The sequence below is a fragment of the Actinosynnema sp. NPDC050801 genome (assembly GCF_040673975.1).
Taxonomy (GTDB): Bacteria; Actinomycetota; Actinomycetes; order Mycobacteriales; family Pseudonocardiaceae; genus Actinosynnema.
In genome coordinates, this window is the sequence record NZ_JBFAQZ010000013.1 from 178602 (window position 1) to 205202 (window position 26601).

The 26601-nt window shown below is 72.6% G+C and carries 17 protein-coding genes; 9 read left to right on the top strand and 8 right to left on the bottom strand.

All coding sequences use genetic code 11. The features are described 5' to 3' along the window. The first annotated feature begins 119 nt into the window (after nt 1-119). Nucleotides 120-1241: an FAD-dependent oxidoreductase gene (locus AB0K14_RS27010; protein WP_360460211.1), complete on the top strand. Its 1122-nt coding sequence runs from the start codon at nt 120-122 to the stop codon at nt 1239-1241. A gap of 123 nt (nt 1242-1364) precedes the next feature. After that, a complete protein-coding gene (locus AB0K14_RS27015) occupies nt 1365-2819 on the top strand; it encodes an amino acid permease (RefSeq protein ID WP_360460209.1) in 1455 nt (484 codons plus the stop codon). On the opposite strand, the gene AB0K14_RS27020 is transcribed toward AB0K14_RS27015, so the two are convergent. From AB0K14_RS27020 to AB0K14_RS27040, 5 genes are all read right to left on the bottom strand, one after another. Continuing rightward, nucleotides 2801-3349, bottom strand: coding sequence for a carboxymuconolactone decarboxylase family protein (locus AB0K14_RS27020; RefSeq protein WP_360460207.1), 549 nt, complete (start codon nt 3347-3349; stop codon nt 2801-2803). The genes AB0K14_RS27015 and AB0K14_RS27020 overlap by 19 nt on opposite strands. A gap of 123 nt (nt 3350-3472) precedes the next feature. Continuing rightward, a complete protein-coding gene (locus AB0K14_RS27025) occupies nt 3473-3937 on the bottom strand; it encodes a hypothetical protein (protein ID WP_360460205.1) in 465 nt (154 codons plus the stop codon). 14 nt (nt 3938-3951) lie between these two features. Further along, complete coding sequence (locus AB0K14_RS27030) at nt 3952-4794, bottom strand: hypothetical protein (RefSeq protein WP_360460203.1); 843 nt, start codon at nt 4792-4794, stop codon at nt 3952-3954. Nucleotides 4795-4975: 181 nt separating this feature from the next. Next, nucleotides 4976-6034 (bottom strand): endo-1,4-beta-xylanase, encoded by a 1059-nt coding sequence (locus AB0K14_RS27035; RefSeq protein ID WP_360460201.1) that lies wholly within the window; start codon nt 6032-6034, stop codon nt 4976-4978. Between the two features lie 64 nt (nt 6035-6098). Next, nucleotides 6099-7268 (bottom strand): DUF418 domain-containing protein, encoded by a 1170-nt coding sequence (locus AB0K14_RS27040; protein ID WP_360460199.1) that lies wholly within the window; start codon nt 7266-7268, stop codon nt 6099-6101. A 79-nt stretch (nt 7269-7347) separates the two neighbouring features. Between AB0K14_RS27040 and AB0K14_RS27045 the strand changes: the two genes are divergently transcribed. Beyond that, the gene (locus AB0K14_RS27045) at nt 7348-7950 is read left to right on the top strand and encodes a TetR/AcrR family transcriptional regulator (RefSeq protein WP_360460197.1); all 603 of its coding nucleotides are present in this window, start codon (nt 7348-7350) and stop codon (nt 7948-7950) included. Nucleotides 7951-8035: 85 nt separating this feature from the next. Here the strand turns inward: AB0K14_RS27045 and AB0K14_RS27050 are convergent, their stop codons facing one another. Continuing rightward, nucleotides 8036-9214, bottom strand: coding sequence for a M20 family metallopeptidase (locus tag AB0K14_RS27050; RefSeq protein ID WP_360460195.1), 1179 nt, complete (start codon nt 9212-9214; stop codon nt 8036-8038). A gap of 103 nt (nt 9215-9317) precedes the next feature. Here AB0K14_RS27050 and AB0K14_RS27055 point away from each other — a divergent pair, with 103 nt between their 5' ends. The 4 genes from AB0K14_RS27055 to AB0K14_RS27070 all read left to right on the top strand — a co-directional run bounded on the left by AB0K14_RS27055 (nt 9318) and on the right by AB0K14_RS27070 (nt 14994). Then, complete coding sequence (locus AB0K14_RS27055; protein WP_360460193.1) at nt 9318-10349, top strand: Lrp/AsnC family transcriptional regulator; 1032 nt, start codon at nt 9318-9320, stop codon at nt 10347-10349. A 32-nt stretch (nt 10350-10381) separates the two neighbouring features. After that, nucleotides 10382-11380, top strand: coding sequence for a glycosyltransferase (locus AB0K14_RS27060; RefSeq protein ID WP_360460191.1), 999 nt, complete (start codon nt 10382-10384; stop codon nt 11378-11380). Between the two features lie 123 nt (nt 11381-11503). Then, the gene (locus AB0K14_RS27065) at nt 11504-13729 is read left to right on the top strand and encodes a GH92 family glycosyl hydrolase (RefSeq protein WP_364339090.1); all 2226 of its coding nucleotides are present in this window, start codon (nt 11504-11506) and stop codon (nt 13727-13729) included. Next, nucleotides 13726-14994 carry a glycosyltransferase gene (locus AB0K14_RS27070; RefSeq protein WP_360460189.1) on the top strand — a complete coding sequence of 423 codons (1269 nt, stop codon included), beginning with the start codon at nt 13726-13728 and terminating at the stop codon, nt 14992-14994. Before AB0K14_RS27065 ends, AB0K14_RS27070 begins: the two co-directional genes overlap by 4 nt. Before the next feature lie 6 nt (nt 14995-15000). On the opposite strand, the gene AB0K14_RS27075 is transcribed toward AB0K14_RS27070, so the two are convergent. Further along, nucleotides 15001-17562 carry a toll/interleukin-1 receptor domain-containing protein gene (locus tag AB0K14_RS27075; RefSeq protein WP_360460187.1) on the bottom strand — a complete coding sequence of 854 codons (2562 nt, stop codon included), beginning with the start codon at nt 17560-17562 and terminating at the stop codon, nt 15001-15003. Between the two features lie 170 nt (nt 17563-17732). On the opposite strand from AB0K14_RS27075, the gene AB0K14_RS27080 reads away from it, so the two are divergent. Together AB0K14_RS27080 and AB0K14_RS27085 are read left to right on the top strand one after the other, a co-directional pair. Then, nucleotides 17733-18320, top strand: coding sequence for a DUF1360 domain-containing protein (locus AB0K14_RS27080; RefSeq protein ID WP_364339065.1), 588 nt, complete (start codon nt 17733-17735; stop codon nt 18318-18320). 136 nt (nt 18321-18456) lie between these two features. Beyond that, nucleotides 18457-21513, top strand: coding sequence for a tetratricopeptide repeat protein (locus AB0K14_RS27085; protein ID WP_360460183.1), 3057 nt, complete (start codon nt 18457-18459; stop codon nt 21511-21513). On the opposite strand, the gene AB0K14_RS27090 is transcribed toward AB0K14_RS27085, so the two are convergent. After that, nucleotides 21489-26594 carry a CHAT domain-containing protein gene (locus AB0K14_RS27090; RefSeq protein ID WP_364339068.1) on the bottom strand — a complete coding sequence of 1702 codons (5106 nt, stop codon included), beginning with the start codon at nt 26592-26594 and terminating at the stop codon, nt 21489-21491. The genes AB0K14_RS27085 and AB0K14_RS27090 overlap by 25 nt on opposite strands. Nucleotides 26595-26601 lie beyond the last annotated feature (7 nt).

The window sequence follows — 26601 nt, forward strand, 5'->3', positions numbered from 1 at the left end:
CGAGCGGTTCCGGTGGCGGCCGGACCCCGTGAGGACTGGTGGGAAACGGGTATCGTGCGGGTGAAGGATCTCCAGGTGCCGCAGCGAGAACGGGTTGCCGTGATCGGAGGCGGATCGGCATGGTCGCGCACGTCGTCGTCATCGGCGCGGGTGTCTACGGCGCGGCGGTGGCCGCCTCGCTGACCCGCCGCGGCGCCCGGGTGACCGTCGTGGACGCCGGCGCGCCCGGTGGCGGCACGTCCGGTGCGACGTTCTCGTGGACCAACTCCTGCGGCAAGCAACCGCGGTCCTACCACGACCTGAGCGTCGCGGGCATGGAGGCGCACCGGCGACTGGCGGCCGACGTGCCGCACGGCGACTGGTACCACGAGACCGGCAACCTGGAGTGGGCCGGTACCGACGCCGAGCGCGACGGGCTGCGCGCGAAGGTCGCCGGAGTGCTCGACTACGGGTACGAGGCGCGATGGCTCGACCGCGCGGAGGCGTTGGTCCTCGAACCCGACCTGGACCCCGCGGGCCTGCCCGACGACGGGATCGCCTACTTCCCCCGCGAGGGCTGGGTGGAGCCGACCCGGCTGATCGGCCACCTGCTGGCGACGGCGGTCTCCGGTGGCGCGGAAGTGGTCGGTGACGACGCGGTGACCGCCCTGGAGGTGACCGCCGGCGCCGTGCGGGCGGTCCGGCTCGCCTCGCGCAGGCGGCTCGTCGTGGACGCGGTGATCGACTGCGCCGGGCCAGGAGCGGCGCGGGTCGCCGAGCTGGCCGGCCTCGCGCTGCCGATGCGCAACACCCGGGGCGTGCTCGTCCGCACGTCGCCGGTCGCGGTGGCGGTGTCCCGGGTCGTCCACGCCCCGCACGTCCACCTGCGCCCGGACGGCGCGGGACGGCTGTTGCTGCACACGCCGGAGATCGACGACGCGGCCACCGCGTCCGACACCGGACGCATCCGCGTGGACCCGTCGGCGGTGGACGAGGTGGTCGCGGCGAGCCGTGCGCTCTACCCGGGCCTGCGCGCCGCGACCGCGGAGAGCGTCCGGGTCGGCGAACGACCCATCCCCGGCGACGGGCTGCCGGTGCTGGGGCGGGCGCTCGACCTGCCGAACTTCCACTTCGCCGTCTCGCACAGCGGCGCGACGCTGAGCCTGCACGCGGGCGACCTCGTCGCGGCGGAGGCGTTGGGGGAGGACCGGAGCGACGCTTTGGCCCCGTTCCGGTACGAGCGGCTGACCGGCGTCCACTGAGGACCGGGTGCCGTCCGCGCACTTCGGCCGGCCGTAGCGGTGGCGTCCGAGGTGATGGCGCGACCCGGGCGTGCCTGGCACTGTCGCGCTGCCCGCGCACGGATCGACCCCCCGGAGGAAGTCTTGGCGGAGGACGCGAACGGTGGGCTGCGCCGGCAGTTGACCAGCCGCCAGATCGGCATGATCTCGCTCGGCGGCACGATCGGCACCGGGCTGTTCCTCGGCTCCAGCCTCGCGATCTCCATGGCCGGACCGGCCGTCGTGGTGGCCTACCTGGTCGGCGCGCTGGCGGCGGTGGCGGTGGCCTACGCGGTGGCCGAGATGGTCGTCGTGCACCCGGAGGCGGGTGGTTTCGGCGCGGTCGCGGCGCGGTACGCGGGACCGTTGGCGGGGTACGTCCAGCGGTGGTGCTACTGGGCGACCCAGGTGATCACCGTCGGCGGCGAGGTGGTCGCGGCCGGCCTCTACGTGCGGTACTGGTGGCCCGAGGTGCCGCTGTGGGCGGCGGTGTGCGTGTTCTCGGTGGCGATCCTGGCGGTCAACTTCGCGGCCGTGCGCCTGTTCGGCGAGGTCGAGTACTGGTTCGCGATGATCAAGGTGACCGCCCTGGTCGTGTTCCTGGTGCTCGGCGCGTTCTACATCGTGCTCGGGCCGCCCGGGCAGGACGCGGCGGGGCTGTCGGCGTGGACCGCCCACGGCGGGTTCGCGCCCCACGGCCTGGTCGGCGTGCTCCTGGCGATCACCGTGGCGACCTTCAGCTACGGCGGCGTGGAGTCGGTGGCGATGACCGCCGCCGAGTCGCGCAGCCCGGCCCGGGACATCCCGCGTGCGGCCCGGCGGGTGGTGGTGCGCCTGACGCTGTTCTACGTGCCGGCCACCGCGATCATCGTGGCGATCGTGCCGTGGACGCAGGCCGCCGCGGTCGACGGCGTGGCGGAGAGCCCGTTCGTGACGCTGTTCACCTCGATCGGCATTCCGGCGGCCGCGGGCGTGATGAACCTCGTCATCCTCACCGCCGCGTTGTCCGCCGCGAACACCACGCTGTACTTGGCGTCCCGCACGATGCACTCACTGGCCCTGGACCACTACGCCCCGCCCGCGTTGGCCGCCGTGACCCGGCACGGCAGCCCGGTGAACGCGGTGCTCGCGTCGACCGCGGGGCTGGCCGCCGCCGCGGTGGCCGCGGCCGTCTCACCGGACGCGGCGTTCCCGGTGCTGCTGGGCATCGCGTTGTTCAGCGGCATGACGGCCTGGCTGCTGATCTTCATCAGCCACCTGGCGTTCCGGCGGGCCCGCCGGCACCTGCCGCCGTCGCCGGTCCGGCTGCGAGGTGGGGCCCTGACCGCCGTGCTGAGCCTGCTGTACGTCGTGCTGGTGCTGGTGGCCACGGCGTTCACCGAGGCGTTCGGGCCGGCGTGGCAGGTCGGCGTGCCGTTCGTGGCGCTGGTGCTGCTGTCCTACCCGCTGGTGCGCCGCCGCCGGTCGGCCCGGGAACGGTCGGCCGACCAGCGGGTGGACGCAACAGGGGACGAGGCGGCGAGGGCAGAGGCGGCAGGGTCTCAGACCGAGTCGACGTAGCCCTGCTCGACGATGCGCTTGGCGGACTCGTCGTACGCCGCCGGGTCCGTCGGCGCGAACGTGCCCAGCCCGTCGACGTACCGGTTGAACATGCAGAACGCCGCCGCGATCAGCACGGTGTCGTGGATCTCGACGTCGGTGGCGCCCTCGGCCCGCGCCCGGTCCACCAGCTCGGTGGTGACCTTGCGGCCCGAGTCCTGCACGGCGGCGGCGATCCGCAGCAGCGCGCGCAGCTTCTCCGACACCGGCGCGGTGTCGAGGTCCGCCTTCACCTGCTGCACCAGGGTCATGCCCTCGTCCAGTTGGGCGGCGGCGAACGCCGAGTGGGAGTTGTGGCAGAACGTGCACTCGTTCAGGGCGGACACGTAGGACGCGATGAGCTCGCGTTCCCCGGCCGGCATGGAGTGCGGTGCGCGGAGGAGGACTTCGGCCAGTTCGTTGAGCGGCTTGGCCGTCTCGGGCCGGAACCGCATCGGGCCGGTGATGCCGGGGTGGATGGTCTCGTCCAAGCCGAGGTCGATGTGCGCCATGGCGGTCACGCTAACCGTCACCGGCCACTCGGGGGGTGGCCGGTGACGGCCCGGACTGCGTGGTCCCGCAGTGCGGTGCGCGGTCCCGCCGCGAGGGGCGCGGCGGGACCGGGTGCGGTGGCGTTACTTGGCGTGGCCGCGCAGCGTGAGCAGCACGGCGCCGGTGGTGATGCCGTAGGCGACGACGTGGCCGAACAGGCTGACCCACTGGGGGCCGCCGACCACGAACACCATGTCGCTCATCATCGGGTCGGCGGTGACGCTCAACCACAGCGGCATGATGATCAGCGCGCCGAGCACCCACAGGACCGCGCCGTAGACCATGCTCGCGGCGTAGACGGGCGGCATGAGCTTGAGGTTGCGGGTCAGGAGCCCGAACAGGGCGCCCCCGATGGCCGAGATGATCATGTGGACGATGAAGCCGACGACGGCGTTGTCCACGCCGATCAGCATGCCGACCATGGGCAGCATGTCGACCCCGGCCATCAGCAGCCCGAACACGAGGCCGCCGGCGAGGCCGGCCATCGCCCCGTTCCGGATGGGCGAGTCTGACCTCGTCGACGTCGAGGCAGCGAGTGTCGCGGTCACGTTCAGCTCCTTTGTCAGTTGTAGGGCATGGTCGGGAACCAGCCGAACCCGAAGATCGACGGGACGCGCACGTCCCAGTACACGAGCAGGAACACACCGAGTGCGATCAGCAGCGAGGCGCTGACCAGGGTCGAGCGGCGCGTGTGGCTGCTGAACCACCGCAGGAACCGGCCCTTGGTGCCGAGGGCCAGCGCCGCGAACACGATCACGACGAGCAGGACGTTGCCGATGGACTGGAGCACGAACGTGCCCGCGCCGAAGAGCGGGTTCCCGGACTCCACCGCGGAGCGGAACAACTTGATGAACATCGGGTAGGGCCGGCCGATCAGGAACGCGCCGACCAGCGCGCCGAGCACGACCACGCGGGCCACCGGCCGGCCGCGGAAGACGTCGGGCACGACACCGAGGGCGGCCAACCCGAGGTAGGCCATGGCCAGGCCGACGATGCCGAACACGATGGCCGACTGCACCAGGCGCACCGGCATGGTGCCGACCATCGCGCTGGACAGCTGCGGCAGGCTCGGTCCGACCAGCACGCCGATCGCGCCGTAGACCGCCGACACGCCCACCATGCCCGCCGTGAAGAAGCCGAGGGGGCGCAACAGGGATCTCAAGGTGCCCTGTGCGGTCCCGCCGGCTTCGCTCATCGGGCCGATCGAGGCGGCCATCGCGATGTTGCACGCGGTGAACGTGCCCGCGAGCCCGGAGACGAAGGCGAACGCCAGGCCGGCGGCGGTGCCGGCGATCGAAGCCGTCGCGGCTTCCTCACCGAGCAGCGCGTTGGCCACGTTCGCGCCGATCACGTGATCGACGAACTCGTAGGACCACAGCACGGACAGCAGTACTCCGGCGATCACGCTGCCGAATATCAGCCGTCCTGATCCTGTGGCACGATCGGTGCCGATGTCGGGCCGGGCATTGACCACGGGCGTCCACCTCGCTTCGGTCGGGTGTGGAATGCGGTCGACTCAATGTCCTGGGCGGCGCACCGCTCCGACAACTTCCATGCTGCTGTCCTCGCCGCACGAAATGGCGGGTTCAGCGCGCCGTGCCGCACCGGGCGCTGTTCAGGGTGTCGAGGACGGCCGTGTACGCGGGCTTCTTGGCGCCGGCGGAGGTGAACAGCAGCGGGGTGGAGGAAGCCCGCCACGAGTCGCTGTCGCGGATGCCCCACACCGTGATGCCGGTGCAGCGGTCGACCGCCAGGCAGGCCCGCACGACGCGCCGGTAGCTCTCGGCCTGGGCCGTGCCGGATCCTTCGACGTCCAACTCGGTCAGCTGCACGTCCACGCCGAGGTCGGCGAAGTTGCGCAGGGTGGTGACGAAGTCGGTCGGCACCGGGTGGTTGGCGCCGAAGTGCGACTGGAGGCCGACGCAGTCGACGGGCACGCCGCGGGACCGGAAGTCGCGCACCATCCGGTACACGGCCTGGGTCTTGGCGTGCGACCAGTTCTCGATGTTGTAGTCGTTGTAGCAGAGCTTCGCGCCGGGGTCGGCCGCCCGGGCCGCGTGGAACGCCGCCTCGATCCAGTCGTCGCCGGTGCGCTGGAAGTTGGAGTCGCGCCGCGCGCCGGTCGGGCCGTCGGCGAACGCCTCGTTGACCACGTCCCAGGCGAGGATCCGGCCGCGGTAGTACGCCATCACCTGCGTGACGTGGTTGAGCATCGCCTGCCGCAGCGCCGCGCCCGACAGGTTCGTGAGCCAGCCGGGCTGCCCCGCGTGCCAGAGCAGGGTGTGCCCGCGCACCCGCTTGCCCTGTTGCGCCGCGTGGTTCACGATCCGGTCGGCCGCGGTGAAGGTGAACCGGCCCTGGCTCGGCTCGGTCGCGTCGAGCTTCATCTCGTTCTCCGGCGTCACCACGCCGAACTCGCGGTCGAGGATGCCGGTGTAGGCCGGGTCGGACAGCTTGTAGGCCGTGACGCCCGCCCCGAAGTACCGGCCGGTGCGTTGCGCGGCCTCCGCGAGCGTGGCGGCGGGTGGGACTGCGGCGGAGGATGGGACGGCGGCCGCGGCGGCAGGTGCGACCGGGAGCAGCACACCTGCCGCGGTGAGGGTCGCGGTGGTCAAGGCCAAGGACGCGGATAAGAGTTTTCGCACTTCGAAGCCCCTTTCGGCACGGAGGTGCCACACGATCGTGGGGTCCGAGCGCGGCGGGCAATGGTTATCGAGAGTTTTCGAAACCACGGCGGCCGTAGGTGAGTCGCCGCAGCAGCCATTCGGCCGGACCACCGCGGTCCACGCGGCGCAGCACGTCGGCCAGGGCGACGGTGGCCAGCCAGGTGAGGACCGCGATCCCGGACGCGGCCGCCGTGCCCGCCTCGGTGCCGAGCCCGCCCGCGTAGGGCACGAAGACCGCCACGAACACCACGGACTGCAACAGGTAGCAGGTGAGGGATCGCCGTCCGCACGCGGCCAGGGCGGTCAGCGCCCGACCCGGCCGGGTGACGCGGGCCGCGACCAGCCCCACGAGTGCCGCGTAGCCCACGCCTCCGGCCAGCCCGGTGACGCCGTGCAGCACGTACGCGGGCACCGACAACGCCGCCGGTGCCCGCGTCCACACCCCCGCGTCCAGCAACGCCAACGGGGCACCGCCGAGCACGGCCAGGCCGATCCCGGCGAGAGCGGTCACGCGCAGGACCGGGACGTGGTGGTGCGGCTCGTCCAGCAGGCGACGGCGGGCGGCCCACACGCCGAGCACGAACGGGATCACCAGTTCCACCACCAGCATCGGCGTCAGCACACCCCACAACGTCACGCGCTCGCCCAGGGCGGTCACCGGGTCGGTCGCGGCGACCATGCCCGAAGGGCCGCCGAACTCGGCGATCCGCATCCCGTTGACCAGTGCCGCGCCCGTGTGCACGAGCAGCCACGCGCCGGCGAGCACGAGCAGCGCGCGGTCACGCCACCGCAGGACACCGACCATCAGCAGCCCGGCCAACCCGTAGGCGGCGAGGATGTCACCGAAGAACAGCAGCAGGGCGTGGCAGCACCCGAACACCAGCAACCACCGGCTCCGCCTGCGCAGCAACCCGCGCGTGGCGCGCCAGTCACCGGTCTGCTTGCCGGTGAGCTGCACGAACCCGTAGCCGAACAGCGCGGCGAACATCGGCATGGCCCGGCCGTCGACCAGCGCCACCTGGAGCCCGGTGACGACGCGGTCGAGCGTGCCGCCGTCGATCGCGTACGCCCGGAAACCGGTCGGGTGGCCGGACAGGTACATGTGCGCGTGGGCCAGCGCGATCATCAGCAGCATCGCGCCGCGGGCCAGGTCGGGCGCCAAGGCACGTCCGCCGGCGAGCGGCCGGGGGAGCGTGGCGGAAGATGTGGACAACGGAACACCCCAGTTGGATACGGCTTCGTAGCTTATCGAGGGGATAAGCTACGGCACCGTGTCTTGAGATGGAAGTGACATGGAGAAAGCGGTCGCCAGGGCGCCGGAGCGGCGGCGCGGCGAGGCACTGGTGCGCGCCATCCACGAAGCCGCGCTCGCCGAACTCGCCGAGGTCGGGTTGGGTCAACTCAGCATGGAGGGCATCGCCCGCCGGGCGTCCACCGCCAAGACCGTCCTCTACCGGCGTTGGGCGAGCCCGCACGAGCTGCTGGTCGACGCGGTGGCCCAGGCCCACCCGGTGGAAGTGCCCACCGCCACCGCGGACGACCTGCGCACCGACCTGATCGCGGCGCTCACCGTGCTGACCGACTGGATGCCGACCCCGGCGGCGACCGCGGTGCTGGCGATCATCTCCGAGCGCCACCGCTACCCGGCCCTGGCGGAGGCCCTCTACACCGAGGTCTTCGACCCCCGGGGCGGCACCTTCACCAGCACGGTCCTGCGCCACTACGCAGCCAACGGCGGTCTGGACCCCCGCCGGCTGACCCCCATCACCACCCAGATCGGCGAGGCGATGGTGTTCAAGCTGTCCATGGACCTGGGCCGGGTGCCGACGCGGGACGAGCTGGCCGCGATCGTGGACGAGGCACTCCTCCCGGCGCTCGGCTTCCCACCCGGCTGACGGACTCGCCGACCGACCTCCGGTCCGGTCGACGGATGCGGGTCCGGCGCCGTCGCCGGACCGGGCCGACCGCAGGGGTACCGGCTCAGCGGTTCGTCCCGTCGCGGCCCCGGCGCAGGGCCAGCTCGGCGAGGACGGTGGCGCCGTCGGGCAGCACCGCGTCGTCGAACCGGGCGAGCGGGGAGTGGTTGTCGGTGGTGCCGTCGCCCGCGCCGAGCGGGATGAAGGCGCCGGGGACCTCGCGCAGGACGCGGGAGAAGTCCTCGCCCCCCGGCATCGGGTCGGCCAGCGGCCGGTAGCGGTGGCCGAAGAGCTCGGTGATCGTGTCCGCGACGAACGCGGTCTCCCGGGGGTTGTTCACCGTCATGGGATACCCGTCGACGTAGGTCACGTCGGCGCGCAGGCCGTGCGCCCGCGCGATCGACCGGGCCAGCTCGACCGACGCGTCCTTGATCCGCGCCTTGGCCGCGGCGGAGAACGTGCGCACGGTCGCCTCGAACCGGGCCGTGTCGGGGATGACGTTGCGCTTGGTCCCCGCGTGGAACGACCCCACGGTCACGACCACCGGGTCGAAGATGTCGGACTGGCGGGTGACCAGGGTCTGCAACGCCGTGACGATCTCGCACGCCACCGGGATGGGGTCCTGCGCGCGGTGCGGCCGGGCGCCGTGCCCGCCCGAGCCGACGACGGTGACCTCCAGCCCGTCCGACGCCGCCATCGTGGTGCCCGGCCGGGCCGAGAACACGCCGTGCGGCACACCGGCGCTGAACACGTGCAACGCGTAGGCGGCCTCCGCCCGGCGGCCCGCCGCGTCCAGCACGCCCTCGGCGATCATCGCGGCCGAGCCGTCCCACCCCTCCTCGCCGGGTTGGAACATGAAGACCACGTCCCCGGCCAACTCGTGCCGCCGGGCGGCCAGCAGGTGCGCGGCGCCGACCAGCATCGCGGTGTGCAGGTCGTGGCCGCACGCGTGCATCGCACCGTCCACGCGGGACGCGAAGTCGAGCCCCGTGCGCTCCTGCACGGGCAGCGCGTCCATGTCGGCGCGCAGCAGCACCACCGGTCCCGGGCGGGCGCCACGCAGCACGCCGGTCACGGAGGTCAGCGCATCGCCCGTGGACAGCTCCAGCGGCAGCCCGTCCAGCGCGGCCAGGACCTTCTCCTGCGTGCGCGGTAAGTCCAGGCCGATCTCGGGGTCGGCGTGCAGTCGTCGGCGCAGCCGCACCAGGTCGTCCATCAGGGCCGCGTTCTCGCTCGGTGACATGGGTGGTCTCTCCTCCGGTCCGTGGCGGGTACTTGCCCGAGGATCACGGTCCGTGTCACGCTCGCCGCCACAATTGCCGAGATCGCTCAGGGGATGGCCTCCAGTGCAGGATTCGTTCACGCCCGACGAGACGGACCTGAGGCTCGTCCACGCCCTCCAAGCCGCGCCGAGGGCCACCTGGCACGAGGTCGGCCGGTCGCTCGGCATCGACCCGGTCACCGCGGCACGCCGCTGGCAGGCGCTGGTCGAGGCGGGCACCGCGCGGGTCACCGCCTACCCCGACGTGCGGCTGTGGGCCAAGGACCACTGCAACGCGTTCATCGAGATCGACATCGAGCCGACCGCCCGTCCGCACGCGGTCGAGGTGCTGTCCCGCATACCGCAGATCGTCTCGATCTCGATCATCAGCAGTGGCCGGGACCTGTTCCTGACCGTGCTGACGCCGGACCTCACCACGTTGTCGCACGTCGTGCTGCACCAACTGCACGGCCTGCCGGGGCTGCGCCGGACCCGGACGCACACCGTGACCACCGTCTACGGCGAGGGCAACCGCTGGCGGCTCGGCGCGCTGGAACCGCAGCGGCGCGCGCAGCCCGCCCACCCGGTCCAGCCGACCGGCGGCCGCGCGGTCTGGAAACCCCACCACCGGGAGGTGCTGCGCACCCTGGACGACGGGCGCAGGCCCGCGGCCGAGATCGCGGCCCGCACCGGCAAGAGCGGGTCCACCGTCCGCCGGTGGCTCAACGAGATGGTCGAGGACCGGCTGCTGTCGCTGCGGTGCGAGGTCGCGCAACCGGTCACGGGGTGGCCGATCGCCGCGACGTTCTGGGCCAGGGTGCCGCCGGACGAGCTGGACCGGACCGCCACCGCGTTGACCGAACTGCCCGAGGTGCGCCTGTGCGCGGCCGTCACGGGCGCCGACAACCTCGTGATGACGTTGTGGCTGCGGTCCCTCGGCGACATCCAACGCCTGGAGGCCGAACTCGCCCGGCGACTGCCCGCGCTCACCCTCACCGACCGCGCCGTGACGTTGCGCGCGGTGAAGCGGATGGGCTGCCTGCTCGACGACACGGGCCGGATCACCGACGTGGTGCCGATCGACCCCTGGGCGCGCGATCATGGCGGAACCGGGTAGCCGCGGCACGCGGAGGGCGTAGTTTCGACGCCATGCGCGTCCTGTTCGCCGCCCTCGCGTCGGTCGGTCACACCTATCCGCTGATCCCGCTCGCGATCGCCGCACGGGATGCCGGGCACGAGGTGCACTTCGCCGTCGGTGAAGAGGTGCACGCGCCGTTGGCCGCCAACGGGCTGCGCCCGTTCCGCCCCGCGGACACGTTCTACGAGATGTACCCCGAGGACCTGGAGCCCGAGCTCGCGCGCTTGCGGCCCGACCTCGTGGTGCACGGTTGGGGAGTGCCGGGTGCCGCGGTCGCCGCGCACCGCGCGGGCATCCCGGGGCTCTGGCACGGCTTCGGCCGCATGTTCCCCGACGGGATCGGCCTGGCGCTGCCGACGGAGAACACCGAGGCACCCGGCCTGCCGCACGTCGACATCTGCCCGCCGTCGTTGCAGGACAGGGACTTCGTGGCCACCCAGCACCGGATCGAGCTGCGTCCGGTCGGGTACGCCGACCCCGGCGCACTGCCCTCGTGGGACGGTCGGCGCGCGTCGCAACCCCTGGTCTACCTGACCCTCGGCACGGCGTTCGGCACCGCGGAGCTGCTGGCCACGGCGGTCAAGGGGTTGGCGGCGCTGGACGCGCGCGTGGTCGTCGCCACCGGTCGGGTGCGGCCCGACCAGCTCGGCGACGTGCCGGACAACGTCACCGTGCACGCGTGGCTGCCGCAGGCGGAGTTGTTGCCGCACGTGGACGTGGTCGTGCACCACGGCGGCAGCGGCACCACGCTCGGCGCGCTCGCCGCGGGCGTGCCGCAGCTGATGCTGCCCCAGGGCGCCGACCAGTTCGCCAACGCCGACGCCGTCAGCGCCGCCGGGGCCGGGCTGCGGCTCCTCCCGGGCGACGTGGACCCGGACGCCATCGCCGACCACGTCCGGACCCTGGTGCGCGACGATGAGTACGCCGGTGCCGCCCGCGCCATCGCCGAGGAGATCGCCCGGATGCCGTCGCCCGCCGACGTCGCCCGCCGACTCCCGGACTACACCTGACGGGGGCCGACCCGACCGTCCCGACGCCCGACCGGGTGATCGACACGGCGTTCCCGTCGAGTTCACGCAGCGGAAACCATTGGCCGCCCCGCGTGGACTTACAGTCTTGCCATCCTCGACGAGATTGATCCCTTCATCGGAACGGCGGCGACCTCCCTGCCCGCGGCGCAGGGTCTCGCCGCTACCTGGTGGTGGCCGAAAGCGCAGATCGGCAACACCCACCCGGGCGCGACCTCCCCGCTCGGGATGGTGTCCGCCTGCGCCTACTCGGGCGCCTACCCGACGGGCTACGGCCGGTACACGAAGAACACCGAGGGCCTGCCGGAGGAGATGTTCGACCGGCCGCAGGCCTCCGGGTTCACCCACTTCCAGCAGTCCGGAACCGGAGCGATCCGCAAGTACTACAACTACGTCCGGGTGACCCCGATGGTGCAGCAGCTGGACACGCTCGGTCAGGCCTGGCCGCTGCACGACGAGGTCGCCGAAGCCGGGTACTACGCGGCCACGCTCGACACCGGCGTCCGGTGCGAGATCACCGTCGGCGCCAAGGTCGCGGTCCACCGGTACACGTTCCCGGAGCACCGGGCCGCCCGGATCGTGGTCGACCTGTCGTGCGGCGGGCTGGCCATCGACCACGGCCGCACGGTGCCGCTGCGGGCGCACGTGGAAAGCCTCGGGCACGGCCGCGCGCAGGGCACGGTCGTCGTGGAGGGCGTGCCGCTCTCGGTGCACATCGAGGTCGACACGCCGGGGTGGCGCCAGATGCTCTGGCACGACCGCCGGCTGATCGAGGGCGGCACCCGGCTGGACTTCGACCGCATCCGGCAGACCACGCTGCGCCCGTTCGGACTGCTGTTCATCGGGCCCACCCACGCCGGGCAGAGCGTCGAGGTGCGCATCGGCTTCTCCCTGCGAGGCTGCGAGCAGGCCGAGCGCAACCTGCACCGCGAGTGCGGCGAGAGCCCGCCCGCGTTCGACGCCATCCGGGCGGGGACCAGGGAGCGGTGGCGCGACCACGTGGGCCGCGTCGAGGTCGAGGGTGGGTCGCCCGCCCGGCGGCAGGTGTTCGCCACCGCCCTGTACCACTCGCTGATCAAACCGTGCTTCGCCGACGACGAGAGCCCGTTCTGGCCGACGTCCGGGCCGTTCGCCTTCGACGTCTGCACGATGTGGGACATCTACAAGACCCAGGTGCCGCTGCTCGCCGCGATCGTGCCGGACCGGGCGGTCGACCTGCTGGAGTCGCTGATCCGGGTGTGCGAGGAGGAGGGCAACTTCCCGATCGGGTACCGGATGGCGCGCGGCGCGGACCGGTTCTTCCGCCAGGCCAGCGCCCTGGTGCACACCGCGTTGGCCGACGCGCACGCGCTGGGCCTCGGCGACCTGGACTGGAACTGGGCGCTGGTGCACATGGAAGCCGACCTGCGCCGGTTGTACGGCGAGGACTTCTACGAGCACGGCGTCGTGCACCCGATCTCGCACACCCTGGACCTCGCCTACGCCTACCACTGCACCGCGGGCGTCGCGCGGGCCCTGAACGACGGCCGGCTCGCCGACGACCTCGCCGCGCGCAGCCTGCTGTGGACGAACGCGTTCGACCCGGCCACCGGCCTGCTGCACGACTCGTCGTTCTACGAGGGCGGCAAGTGGAACTACTCGTTCCGGCTCATGCACGACATGGCCGGGAGGATCGCGATGGCCGGTGGTGACGACGCGTTCGTCACCATGCTGGACGCGTTCTTCGGCTACGGCGCGGCGGCGGTGACCCAGCCGGGCAGGCTGCCCGACCCGGCGGAGATGGCGGTCGGCTACGCGCTGAACCGGTTCGAGGGCCTCAACAACGAGCCGGACATGGAAGCGCCCTGGTCCTACCACTACGCGGGCCGCCCGGACCGCACGGCCGAGGTCGTGCACGCCGCGCTGACCTGGCAGTTCGGCACCGGTCCCGGCGGGCTGCCGGGCAACGACGACTCCGGCGGGCTCAGCTCCTGGTACGTGTGGGCCTCGCTCGGGCTGTTCCCGATCGCCGGCCAGAACCTGTTCCTGGTCAACGCGCCCGCGTTCGCGCGGGCCACGGTCCACATCGGCGACCGCGACTTCGTGGTCGAGACCAGGGGCCACCGGGAGACACCGGTCAGCTCCGACGGGCTGGAACGGGTGCCACCACCGCAGTACGTGCAGTCCGCCCGGCTCAACGGCAGACCGCTGGACGTCGCGCACATGCGTGCCACCGACATCCACGCGGGCGGGCGGCTGCAACTCGAACTCGGCCCCGAGCCGTCGGCGTGGGGCCGTGAAGTCCGACCACCGTCACTGTCCGACTCACCCGCGACGGGAGCCCGCACATGAGCAGGCCGAACCGCCGCCTCGTCATCGTGGTGCGGGCCGATCCGGTGATCTGCGGTCACTCCGGTGAGGCCCGCAACCTGGCCGAGGCCGCTTTGACCCGGGGCTTCGACGACGTGCGGCTGCTGACGTGGCCCATACCCGCCCTGCAGGCGGCCGGGCTGCCGCTGAAGCCGCTCGACCGGATCATGCCCTACAGCGCGGGCATCACGGTGGAGCGGCCGGAGCCGGTGGGCGACTACCGGGTGCCCGACGGCCGGTACGTGGCCGGGCTCACCGGCCGCCTGGTCGAGCTGCTCGCCGAACCGGTGCCGACCACGTGCCTGTCGATGTACCTCGCGCCGCACACGGCGGTCGTGGGCGAGGCCGTGGCGGCGGCGCGCGCGGCCGGCTTCGCGCCCGACGTCCGCACCATCGCGAAGGCGGTGGGTTCGGACGTCACCAACGTGATCCGCTCGTGCCTGCGCGAGAACCGGTTCGGTGCGGCGGTGGCCCTGTTCACCACGTTCCTGGCCAACGACCAGGTGATCGCGGTGTCGGAGTACACCAGGCAGGAGATCATCGCCTCCGCCGAGGCCGTCGACGCGCACTGCGGCACCCGCCTGGCCGACGAGTGCCGCGGCCGGGTCTCGGTCAGCTACCCGCCGATCGACACCTCGGCCTACCTCGACCTCGACCCGGGGCGGGTCGACGCCGCCCTGGCGCGACGCGGCCTCGAACGTGACGGCTACGTGCTGTTCCTGTCCCGGGTGGCGCGGGCGAAGGGCATCCACGACCTGGTGACGGCGTTCGCCCGGTCGCGGGCCCGGTCGCGGGTGAAGCTCGTCGTGGCCGGGAACGGTCCGGCCCTGGAGGACATCCGGGCGCTGACGCGTGACGACGAGCGGGTCGTGCTGCTGTCCGACGTGGACGACGACGAGAAGCCGTTGCTGATGCGCGGCTGCGCCGCCTACGCGTTGCCGACCAAGCCCGAGCCGGACTTCGTGGAGACCTTCGGCATCGCGTTGGCCGAGAAGATGCTCGCCGGCGGCGGACCGGTGATCACGACCACCACCGGCGGCACCGGTGAGGCGGTCGGCGGCACGGCGATCATCGTGGAGGCCGGTGACGTCGCCGGCCTCGCCGCCGCGATCGACCGGGCGGTGCTGGAGCTGTCACCGGAGCAGCGGCGGTCCATGGAGGACCGGGCCAGGGCGCACGCCATGTCGTTCGACCGGGCCCGGGTGTTCGACGACCTGTTCGCGACGTCCCAGGCCACCCCGATCTGAGCCCCGTCATGCGGCGTCCGCGAAGAACATCGCGGCCGACAGGTAGCAGAACACGAACAGCCCCAGGTAGATCGTCGACGAGTACCCGAACTGGTGCCGCAGCGGCACGGCCAGGGTGCCGACCACGGGGCTTTGCACCGCCGGCAGCCATCGTCGTACGTGGCCGGCGTCCGGGGTGAGCCAGGCCATCGCCAGGAAGACGTTGACCAGCGCACCGAGCAGGACGGTGCCGAACTGGTCGTCGAAGGACAGCAGGAACTGCAACTGGGTGATCAACAGGGTGACCATGACGATGTTCAGGCGTGTCCGGAATCGCCGATAGGTGGTGCGAGCTGACGTCAGCTCGACGGCCAGCCAGAAGAGGTAGAGGCAGCAGGGCAGGCAGATCCAGAACATCAGCCCGGTCACCCAGGGGATCAGACGGCCCGAGCCCTCGTCATGGACGAAACTGCTGTACACGCGGCCTTCGCCGAACAGGGCGACGGCCGCCAACCAGGTCGCGCACAGCCTCATGGCGTGGCTCTTGTACCGCACCGGTCCGGGCACGACCGTTCTCGTCAACCTCTCCGGAAGGGCCGGGAACGAGTAGTCCGCACTCGTCGACGAGCCCTGTCGAAGGGAGCGCGCGAGCAGCGCGAGCTTGTCGTGCGAACGCTCCCGGTAGTCGAACCACTGGTGTCGACCGAGCAGCGCCAGGGTTTCGACCTGCCGGACGCTCGTGCACACGACGTAGACCAGGTCGGGATTCTCCCGCTCAAGCTCCTCCAGCCAGTCCAGCCGGGTGCGGTTGGTCAGCAGGACGATGGGGACTACGCGCCGTTCCGGGCTCTCACCGTCGGCGTGCCCGCGGTCGGCCAGTGCGGCCTCGATCTCCGCTGCGATGTGACCGTCCGCGGGATGGTGCAGCAGTCGCCATCCCGGCGGCCGTTCCGATGCGGTCCGCGACGGTAACCGCGCAGGCAGGACGTGGTGGTCGCCCCTGTGCGCACCGGGCGGCTCGTTGTGCTGGAGCCGCAGTCTTTCGGGTGCCACGCCGGTGGCCAACCAGCGGTACAGGGAAGCGGAGCGCCGCGACTTCCAGAACGCGACCACCGCGAGTCCGAGGAGCAGCAGCGTCGGCCAGCGCCATTGTGCGCTGGTGGCTGTCAGGTACGGGCTCGCGTCACCGGTGGAGAGGAAGGAAGAACCGTAGGTGAAGGCATACGACGAGCCGTAGTCCACGTACTGCCCGAGCAGCATGTCGTCGAGGTCCCGCCATGCCGAGGAGTGCAGGTTGGCCGGTGTTGACATCAGTCCGCCGGTGACGCTGACGATCACGTGGCTGGTCGAGTGCTCGATGAAGCTGGTGTTCACGTAGAGCCAGGCCGAGCCGAGCAGGGCGAGCGGCAGCAGGGCGAGCACGAATCTCCGCCGATAGAGCACGGCCACCAGGAGGAACGCTGACAAGGCCGTGAGCAGCAGGGTCATGACGGTGATGCCCAGGAAGGCGTAGACCTTGCTGGACAGCCCGTGGAAGGTGAACCCGAGCAGGTGGGTCGTGAAGCTCGGATCGACGTCCTCGGGCAGGTTCCGCGCGTGCGGCTCGGTGATCGCCAGCAACACCCGGGCATTGAGCACGTCGAAGAACAGGCTCGCCGCGAATATCAGGCCCAGGGCCGTCGTGGTCAGGAAGACGCTCGGGGGCAGGCGTGACGGGAGGCGGAGCGGATTCCCCTTCGGCGCACGGTCGCGGTGACGCCGGGGCTGGGTGAGCAGCTCCACCAACGTCTCCACCTTCGCTTCGAACCGGCTGCGCAGGTCGATGATCGCCACGGCTTCGCGACTCAACTCAGGTGGCAGTGCCACGGCCTCGAAGAGGACGACGTACACCTGCTTGCCGTCCTTGAGCGCGGTGCGCCACTCGTAGTCCACGTTCTTCGACTTCAAGGCGTCACGTGACGCCACCAGCACCAGCGACGTGCAGGCCGCGAGGCCCCCGTCGATGCTCTCCTTCCAGTCGGCGCCCGCCTGGATCCGGTGGGTGTCGAACCACACGGGTATCGCGTTGCCGTCCAGTCGCAGCATCAACGATTCGGCGAAGTAGAACTGCCTGCGCGAATAGCTCAAGAAGACCTGGGGGCTGCCCGCTCGATCTTTCCGGCCGGTCGGCCGGTCGACGTCCCCGTCCGGCGGTGTCCCGTCCGCGTCCGCCTCGTCGGGCACGTCGTCGAGGCGGGAATAGACGTAGAGCAGGACGAACGGGCTGACGATTGTGAACGTTAGGATGTATCCGTCCACCGATGCCTTGGTGAACACGGCGATGACAAATCGCAACACCTCGGCGGAAACGGCGACGGCGAAACCGGCGTTACGCCGGGCGAAGACCAGGAGGACGCCGACGACCTCGCCGGCGGAGACCACCCCCATGACGAGGTCCCAGGGCGACGAGCGCCCGTGGTCGATGTCGACCTCGAACTCGGTGACACCGCTGTACGTCGCCCAGGCGGCCTGCATGAGGACGAGCGAGAGCAGGACGATCGGTAATGTGCCGTCCTTCGTCGAGGCACGTGCGCCGGCGAGGTGATGCATGGTCTCCCACTTCGTGACACAGCGACCGCGGTCGACGTCCTGGCTGAACTCGTTCCGAGCACCCTGCCGTGCACTCGTGCCGGTCAGCGCCTCGGCGACACAGTAGCGTCAGGCGACTGACCCGCACCGTCACCGATCGGGCGACCGACCCGTGGAATCACCACCGTCCGGTGACCCACCTCCGCAGCAAGGTCGTGCCCCGTCCGCGTGAGTTTGAACCGGCCGATCCCGGCTACACCTCGGCCATGCCGATCACCGACCTCTTCCGGCGGATCAGCTCCGCCTACTCCGCCGGCGAGCAGCGCCCACTGCGGGGTTACCTGGCGACCCTCTGCTCGTACGGCGCGCTCGTCACCGGGGCCACCGTCGCCGGTCGCCGGGCCGGGGTGCGCCTGCCCGAACAGGTCTCGCTCAGCGACGTGGCCCTCCTGTCGCTGGCCACGCACAAGGCCAGCCGCCTGCTGACGAAGGCAGCGGTGACGAGCGTGCTGCGCGCGCCGTTCGCCCGGTTCGACGGACCGGCCGGGCCCGCGGAGGTCAACGAGTCGGTCCGCGGCGACGGGATCCGGCACGCGGCCGGCGAGCTGGTGACCTGCCCGTTCTGCTCGGGCGTGTGGATCGCCACGGCGTTCACGGCCGGTCTGGTGTTCGCGCCGCGTGCGACCCGGCTCGCCGCGACCACGCTGTCCGCCGTCGCGGTGTCGGACTGGCTGCACTTCGCGGACAGCAAGCTCAAGCAGCCCGCCCACAACGACTGAGCGCACGAACACCGGGCGTGCCCGCAAACGTGCGGGGTCGACTCGCCGCGCAAGGGGCAGGCTCGCAAGGCGTTCGGGTATCTTCGGATGACGCGGCAGGCACACTGCTCCGATCCCGTCGGGCGAGGTGGCGTGGATGGTGCGCATCGAATCCGCTGTCCACCGGACGATCCTGGTCGTCGACGTCGAGATGTTCGGCGACCCCGACCGGACCGATCGCAACCAGGTGGCCGTGCGAGCGGGCGTGTCCCGGGCCCTGCGGCGCGCGTTCGGCAAGGCCGGGATCCCGTGGCGGCGGTGCGATCGCGAGGACCGGGGTGACGGCGTGTTCGTCCTCGCACCACCGGACGTGCCCAAGGCCCGTTTCGTCGAACGGCTGCCGGAGGAGCTGGTCCGCGCGCTGCGCGAGCACAACGCCGCCCACGCGCCGGAGGAGCGGATCCGGCTGCGGATGGCGTTGCACGCGGGCGAGATCCGCTACGACGACCACGGGGTGACGGCGGCGGCGATCAACCTCGCGTTCCGGCTGCTGGACTCGGCCCCGCCGAGGTCCGCACTGGCCGGCTCGTCCGGTGTGCTCGCGGTGATCGTGTCGTCCTGGTTCCACGACGAGGTGGTGCGGCACAGCGCCGTGGGCGCGGGGTCCTTCGAACCGGTGGGCGTGGAGCTCAAGGAAACCTCGGCGGTCGGTTGGATCACCCTGCCCGACGACCCGCGTCCCGTCACGGCCGCCCCGCCACCGAGGACGGCACCACCGCCGGACGAGCCGAAGCCGGACGAGCAGAAGTCGACCGACCCGAAGTCGGACGCACGGCCGGGCGTGCGGCGGACGCTCCCGCGGGACACCACCGCGTTCACCGGCCGCACGGACGAGGTGGCGTGGCTGCTGGCCGCGGCGCGGGATCGGGACCAGCCCGCGGTGCTCGCGCTCGACGGCATGGCCGGTGTCGGCAAGACCGCGCTCGCGGTCCACGCGGCCCACCGGATGGCCGACCTCTTCCCCGACGGCCGGCTGTTCCTGCCCCTGCACGCGCACACCGACGGCCGCGAGCCGCGTGATCCGTCGGAGGCGCTCGCGTCGCTGCTCAGCGGCGTCGGGTTCGACGCCAAGCACGTGCCGACCAACCTGGACGACCGGGCGGCGCTGTGGCGCGACCACCTGTCCGGCAGGCGCGTGCTGCTCGTCCTGGACGACGCGGCGAGCGCGGAACAGGTCGAGCACCTGCTGCCGCCCACCGGCGGGTGCCTGGCGCTGATCACCAGCCGCCGCCGGTTGACCTCGCTGGACAACGCCGCGACGTTGACCCTGGGCACCCTCCCGCCGCACGACGGCGCCGCGCTGTTCGCCCGCCTGTCCGGCCGCCAGGACGTCGCAGACGTCGGTGACGTCGCCGCGGGTGGTGACGCGGCGGCGTCGGTGGGGGAACTGGTGCGGTTGGCGGGCCACCTGCCGCTGGCGATCTCGCTGCTCGCGGGCCGGTTGCGGCACCACCCGTCGTGGACGGTCGAGGACCTGGTGGACGACGTGCGCACGGCGCGCGACCGGCTCGGCGAGACCCGCGCCGAGAACGTCGCCGTGGCCACCGCGCTCGACCTGTCCTACCGCAACCTCTCCGACGACGGCCGCCTGCTGTTCCGCCGCCTCGGCCTGCATCCCGGTGTCGACCTGGACGCGCACAGCGCCGCCGCGCTGGCCGACATCACGCTGTTCGACGCCCGCGCGCTGCTGCGCGCCCTGTACGACGACCACCTGGTCGAGGAGCCGTCCCGGGACCGCTACCGGATGCACGACCTGGTCCGCGAGCACTCGCGCGCCCTGGGCCGCGACGACGGCGAGGCCGAGAACCGCCGGGCCCTGGACCGTCTCCTCACCTACTACCACCGCACCGCCGCCGACGCCGACGACCTGATCAGCGACGACGGCGGGTCGACGCCCCACCGGATCCCGCCTCCCCGGCCGCTCGGCGCCGGCGACTCGCACTTGAGCACCACGGCCGAGGCGTGGACGTGGATCCGGGCCGAGCACTCGAACCTGATCGCCTGCCTGCTCGACCCGGCGAACCGGGCCGAGCACCGCCACGTGGTGGACCTGGCGGGGGCGATGATCGCGATCCTGGACACGGTCGGGCCGTGGGACAAGGCGGTGCAGGTCCAGGAGATCGCGGTCCGGGCGGCCCGGCGGCTCGGCGACGATGCCCGCACCGCGACCGGGCTGGTCCACCTGGGTTACTTCCGGCAGCGGGCCGGCGACTACCGCGCGGCGATCGACACGCTGGGGGAGGGCCTGCGGCTCCAGCGCGAGCTCGGCCACCTGCCGGGACAGGTCGTCGCCCTGATCGGCCTGGGTATCGCACGACGTCAACTGGACGACTACGCGGGCGCGGCCGAATCGCACGCGCAGGCGCTGGAACTGGCCCGCGTCCTGGGCAGCCGCGCGGACGAGGCCTTGGCGTTGAACCAACTCGGCATCGTGCGGCAGTCGCAGGGTGAACTCGCCGCCGCGGCCGAGGCGCACACCAGGGCGCTGGAGCTCTACGAAGCGCTGGGCCACCGCCACGGCCAGGCCGACGCGCTCGCCGAACTCGGTCTGGTGCGGCGGGCCACCGGCGACCACACCGCCGCGCTGGACCTGCTGTCCCGGGCCGCCGCCGACTTCCGCGAGCTGGGCGACACCTTCAACGAGGTGTTCTCCCTGAACAACCTCGGCTCGCTGTGGCGGCTGACCGGCGACCCCGGCAAGGCGATCGAGATCCACCTGTCCGCCGTGCGCGCCAGCGCCGCGCTGGGGGACCGGCTCGGCCAGGCCGTCGGCCTGAACGGACTGGGCGCGGCCTACCGCGTCGCGGGCGACCTCCCGGCCGCCGCCCGGGCGCACCAGCAGGCCCTGGACGTCTACCGGGCGATCGGCCACCGCGCGGGCGTGGCCGAGACCCTGAACCAGCAGGGCGTCCTCCTGCTCGCCACGTCCGCGCCGCACGAGGCACGCGACCGGCACACCCTCGCGTTGGACATCGCCCGCGAGATCCGCGTGCCGATCGAACAGGCCCGGGCGTTGGACGGCCTCGGCCACTGCGCCACGGCGTTGTCCGACCCCGACACCGCCGCCGACTGCTTCCGGCGGGCCCTGGCGATCTTCGAGCGGATCGGCGCTGCGGAGGCGGCCGTGGTTCAGTCCACTTCGGACGGTGGTTGACGTCGTGGGGTGACGATGTTGTCCAGGCCGTACCGGCCGTCGACGTCGCGGAGGTTGAGCGTGACGCCCACGCTGCGAGGCTCGGCCAGGATCGGCTCGAAGCCGTCGAAGTCGACCTGCACCCACGGCGAGCCCTCGTCGTCGACGATCGGTTCGGTCAGGTCGTAGGTCTCGCCCGTCTCCGGGTCGGTCCACTCGGACGGCAACTCGGCGGCGAACCTGGCGGGCACGTCGAGGCCCATCTCCCGGTGCACGTCGAGGTTCCACACTCGCAGCACGCCGTCGCGGTCACCCGCCAGCACGGTCGGGTGGCCGTCCAGCTCGCCCAGCGCCACCGCGGTGATGCCCATGGCGACCCGGCCCTCGGTCAGCGCCGGGCCGACCTGCTCACGGGTACGCAGGTCCCACAGCCGGACCGCCTCGTCGTCGCCACCGCTGATCGCGACCGGCCTGCCGTGCAGCACGCCGAACGCGACCGCGTCCACCGGGTCCTCGTGGCCGTCGAAGTAGTCGCCCAGCTCGCGGTGCGCCCGAAGGTCCCACACCTGCATGGTGTCGTCGCGGCTGCCGCTGATCGCGATGGGCGTGCCGTCCAGCTCTCCCGCGGTGACCGCCTCCACGTGGTCGTCGTGGCCCAGCAGCACGCCGACCTGCTCGTGCCGGGCCACGTCCCAGACCCGGACCGTGGTGTCCTCGCTGCCGCTCACCGCGACCAGGCGCCCGTCCACGACGCCGAACGCGATCGCGCGGACGACCGCCTCGTGGCCGGTGAGCGGCGCGCCGACCTGCTCGCGGCGGTCCAGGTCCCACAGGCGCACGGTGGAGTCGTGGGACCCGGTCACGGCCAACGCCCGCCCGTTCCACACCGTGCACGCCACGGCGGAGATCGCGGCACCGACCCGCCACCGGTACGGCGCCACGACCTCGACCAGGTGCTCACCCGTGGTCAGGTCCCAGAGGTCGAGCCCGGGCCCGTGGCTGGTCACCGCGACCGGCCGCCCGGCGAGGACGGTCACCGTCGCCGCCCACAGCCGGTGGCCGGGGCGGGTGAGCGGCTCGGCGAGCTGCCGGTGCGTGCGCAGATCCCACGTCCGCAAGCCCTCTTCGTCCGCGGTGACGGCGACCGGCCGCCCATCCAGCTCCACGAAGTCGGTGAAGTGGATGCCGCCGCGGTGGTCGCCCATGGCGGGCACGACCTGCGCGCCGAACAGCCGCGGCTCGCCGGGCGGCTGCGTGGCCCGGGAACGCCGCCGGTCCTCGCGGTGGCGCAGGGCGCGGACCGCGGTGAAGATCTCCAGGCTCGCCTCGTCCAGCTCACCGACCAGGTCCGGGTCGAGCTCGCCGTCCTCGGCCTGCCGGATGGCCGCCTGGAGCAGGTCGCGCTGCTCGCGGTGGTCGACCACGGCCTCCCTGCCGATCCGCAGGTTCTCCCGGGGCACCGAGACGACCTCGTCGAACAGCTCGGTCCGCTCGTCGTCGTCCGGGACCAGGACGCCGAGCACGACACCCAGCCGCACGCCCGGCATCCGCTCGACGGTGTCCACCATCTCGTCCAGCGTGCGGGGGAACAGGTCGGGGCCGTGCTCCAGCAGGTCGGACAGCTGCACGACGGTGGTGCCGCGGGCGGCGTGGGACGTGGCGGCGCGCAGCACGGCAGCCGCCGCCCGGTGCGCCGCGCACACCCGCGCGTGCCCTCCGGTGGCGGCCAGGCAGGTGGCCACCAGGTCGTGCCCCTGGGCCAGCACGGCCGGGCCGGGGTTGGCGTAGGAGTACCGCAACGCGGCCTGCGCCATGGTGAGCGCGTCGTCGGGTCGGCCGAGCGCGTCGCGCACCTTGGCCCGCAGCCGGAACACCTCGCCGAGCAGCTCGGTGTCGTCGGCGTCCTCGAACACGGCCTGGCTGTGCCGCAGCACGTCCTCGGCCTCGGTGACGCGGTCGAGCGCCAGCAACACCACGGCCGTGTCGAGCCGCGACCGGGCCCGCTCGTGGTCGGTCGCACCGCGCCGCACGTGCAGCGCGTCGATCCGTTCGCACAGCCGCAACGCCACGTCCCAGTCGCCGAAGTGCGTGACGGCTTCCAACGCGGTGCTGAGGACCACGCCGCGGGCGCTGACCGGCGTGACGCGTTCGGGCTCGTCGCCGTCGTCGTCCAGCCCGTCCACCACGTCGACCAGTTCGACGGCCCGTGACGCCGCCTCGTGGTGCTGTCCCATCCTGGTCAGCACGGACAGCTCCGCGCAGGCGTCGGCGACCCGCGTCCACGGCCCGTACCCGGCCAGGTCGCTGAACGTCGGCAACGCGCGCGCCAGGTCGAGCGCGCCTTCGAGGTCGCCGCGGTCGATGAGGATCTCCACGCACTCCGACGCGGCCACCGACGCGATGTCGAACCGCCCGGTGTCCACGCCGACCCGCACCAGGTCGGTGAACATCCCGGCCGCCGCTCGCGGATCGCTGCGGGACAACAGCTTGACGTACAGGGCGGTCACGTCGGGGTGCTCGACAGCGTCCTGGTCGCGGGCGATCATCCGGCGCAGGTAGCTCATCGCCCGGTTGGTGGTCTCCGGTGCCGGGTCGCGGTCGGTCGCGGAGGCCAGCACGTCGACCGCCTGCGCGCGCCTCCTAGTGCGCAGCAGGTACGGCGTCGCGGCCAGACCGGCCCACACGATCGCCTCACCGGACCGGCCCTCCCGCTCCTCGGTGTGCGCGTGCCCGTACACCGCCGCCAGGCACTCGACCGCCTTGTCGTCGACCAGCGCGCCGAACGCCGGATCGGTGCCCGCCCGGATCGCCTCGCCCACGCCGGGGTGCAGCCGGAACACCTGCTCCGCCGCGTCGTCGCCCTCGACCTCCACCATCACCGCGGCCACCAGCGGCTCCAGCGCCGACGCCAGCGGCGGCGCGTCCCCGCCGCGCAGGTCCCGCCAGACCAGCCGCCACACCTCCCGGACGACCCACGGCCGCCGCTCGTCCTCCTCCAGGTGCGCCAGCAGTTCCACCAGCACGCGGGCGGGCGCGGGCAACGAGGCCAGCGCCGACCCGGTCCACGCGGACAGCAGCCGGATGAACTGGCCGCCGTCGAGCGCGCTGGCCCCGGTGGTGAAGAACGCGGTGACCGGCGCGTCGCGACCGGCCGCCTCGGCGGCGGCCAACGCGTCGGCGAGCCGGTCCGGTTCGGCCGCCGCGAGGTCGGCCAGTTCGAGCAGCTTCGGGTGTCCCTGCGCCATGTCGAGCACGCGGCGGACCAGCCCGAGGTCGTCGGCGGACTGGTCGGCGGCGCGCTCGGCGGTGGGCTCGTCGCGCAGCAGCGCGCCCAGGTGCGGCAGCTCGCGGGCCAGCAGCACCGACTCGGCGATCGACAACGCGTGCGTCGACAACACCACCACGCGGCCCTGGTCGAGGTCGGCGGGCACCACCCGGCTGGTCAGCACGACCCGCGACAGGCCGCCGTGGCCGAGCAGGCCGTCGATGAGCAGGCCCCACAACGGATCGCGCCACGTGGCGTCGTCCGACAGCAACGTGCCGACGTTGTCCAGCACCAGGAGGACGGCCTCCTCGCGCAGCACCGCGGCCAGCCGGGGCAGGAACCGGCGCAGCTCCGCCTCGCTGCCGACCGCGTCGAGCACCGGGAGGTCCAGCTGGGTCTCCAGCGCGGTGGCCAGGCCGACCAGCGCCTGGCCGAACTCGTCCGGCTGGTCCGGCGCCCGCCACCACGCCAACGCGCCGAACCGGCCGCGGTGCTGGTGCGCCAGTTCCAACGCGCACGCGGACTTGCCCGCGCCGACCACGCCGACGAACAGCACGCCCGTGCGGCCGCTCGCCGGCGCCAACGCGGTGCTCGCCTCCGCCAACGCCTTGGTGCGGCCCACAAAGCGCTCGGGTTCGGGCGGGAACCACGCCATCCGCTCCGCGTAGGGGTCGAGCACCGCGCGTCCCGGCGGCGGTGCCACCCGCAGGCCCATCGTGCCCGCGCCGATGAGCATCGGCGTGCCGATGGACGCGGCGGGCACGGCGGCGGACGGCCGTTCGCCCACCGCCTTGGGCAGCGCGAGCGCGACCGCGCGGTCGACCGGCTGACCCGCGCCGAACAGCCTCGGGTACAGCTCACCGGCCAGCGCGATGGCGAACCCGTCCGTGACCGGGTAGCGCATCGCCAACGCGGTGATGCCCAGTTCCCGCACGAGAACCCGGGCCAGGTCCACTTGGGCGGCCGCACCGCCGTCGTCCGGCGCGACCTGCCCGGCCAGGTCGTCCAGCCCCAACGCGTGCAGCGTGGTCGCCGCCTCCGCCGCGCCGGACCGGCACGCCGACAGCACGGCCAGCTTCAACCGGTGGCGCGCGGGCGCGAGCAGCTCGACGAGCTCCTCGGTGGAGATCACGTCGGGTTCGCCGTCGGCCTGCTCCAGCACCAGCGCGCCGACCCCGCCGTGCCCGGACACGTGCAGCACGTCCCACCCGGGGTACTCCTCGACGGCCTCGGCCAGGCGTTCCCGCGTCACGCCGTACTGCAGCACCCGCAGCTCGATCGCCTTGCGCGACTCGGCCGCGATCGTCCGCACCGTCCGGGCCAGTTCGTAGCGCTCCCGCCGCAGCGCGAGCACCGACGAGCGCGCGGGCACGGAGAACAACGCCAGCACGCGGACGCTGCCGACCACGTCGTCCTTGTCGACGGGCGGGTCGAGGTCGGCGGGTTCGTAGATCAGGCTGATCTGCTTGCGCGCCAACGCGACACCGTCGACCCGCGCCAGTTCAAGCGGTCGGGACAACAGGAATTCCGCGCCGCGGGGCACGACGACCCGCACCGATCCGGATAACCGGGACAGCAGTGCCGGGCCGAACACGCACTCGCTGATCCACTCGGCGACCCGGTCGACGGCCGCCGTCTCGGACCCGACCGGGTCGTGCGGCAGCCGGTGCCGGTCGAGGTGCCCGACCAGGTCGCAGAACGCCTCGTACTCGGCGGTGTCGACGTCGAGGTCGACCTGGTGATCGGCCAGCACCGGCCCGGACTCGGCGCTGAGCACCCAGCGCCACCGGTGGGGACCGGCGACCTCGACCGCCTTGAGCGTCTGCGCCACGTCCATCCCTCCG

Excerpts from the sequence above, each read along its gene's own strand:
- AB0K14_RS27010 (WP_360460211.1), top strand. The coding sequence starts at position 120 with ATGGTCGCGCACGTCGTCGTCATCGGCGCGGGTGTCTACGGCGCGGCG.
- AB0K14_RS27075 (WP_360460187.1), bottom strand. The coding sequence starts at position 17,562 with ATGCATCACCTCGCCGGCGCACGTGCCTCGACGAAGGACGGCACATTA.
- AB0K14_RS27020 (WP_360460207.1), bottom strand. The coding sequence starts at position 3,349 with ATGGCGCACATCGACCTCGGCTTGGACGAGACCATCCACCCCGGCATC.
- AB0K14_RS27070 (WP_360460189.1), top strand. The coding sequence starts at position 13,726 with ATGAGCAGGCCGAACCGCCGCCTCGTCATCGTGGTGCGGGCCGATCCG.
- AB0K14_RS27045 (WP_360460197.1), top strand. The coding sequence starts at position 7,348 with ATGGAGAAAGCGGTCGCCAGGGCGCCGGAGCGGCGGCGCGGCGAGGCA.
- AB0K14_RS27090 (WP_364339068.1), bottom strand. The coding sequence starts at position 26,594 with ATGGACGTGGCGCAGACGCTCAAGGCGGTCGAGGTCGCCGGTCCCCAC.
- AB0K14_RS27085 (WP_360460183.1), top strand. The coding sequence starts at position 18,457 with ATGGTGCGCATCGAATCCGCTGTCCACCGGACGATCCTGGTCGTCGAC.
- AB0K14_RS27050 (WP_360460195.1), bottom strand. The coding sequence starts at position 9,214 with ATGTCACCGAGCGAGAACGCGGCCCTGATGGACGACCTGGTGCGGCTG.
- AB0K14_RS27060 (WP_360460191.1), top strand. The coding sequence starts at position 10,382 with ATGCGCGTCCTGTTCGCCGCCCTCGCGTCGGTCGGTCACACCTATCCG.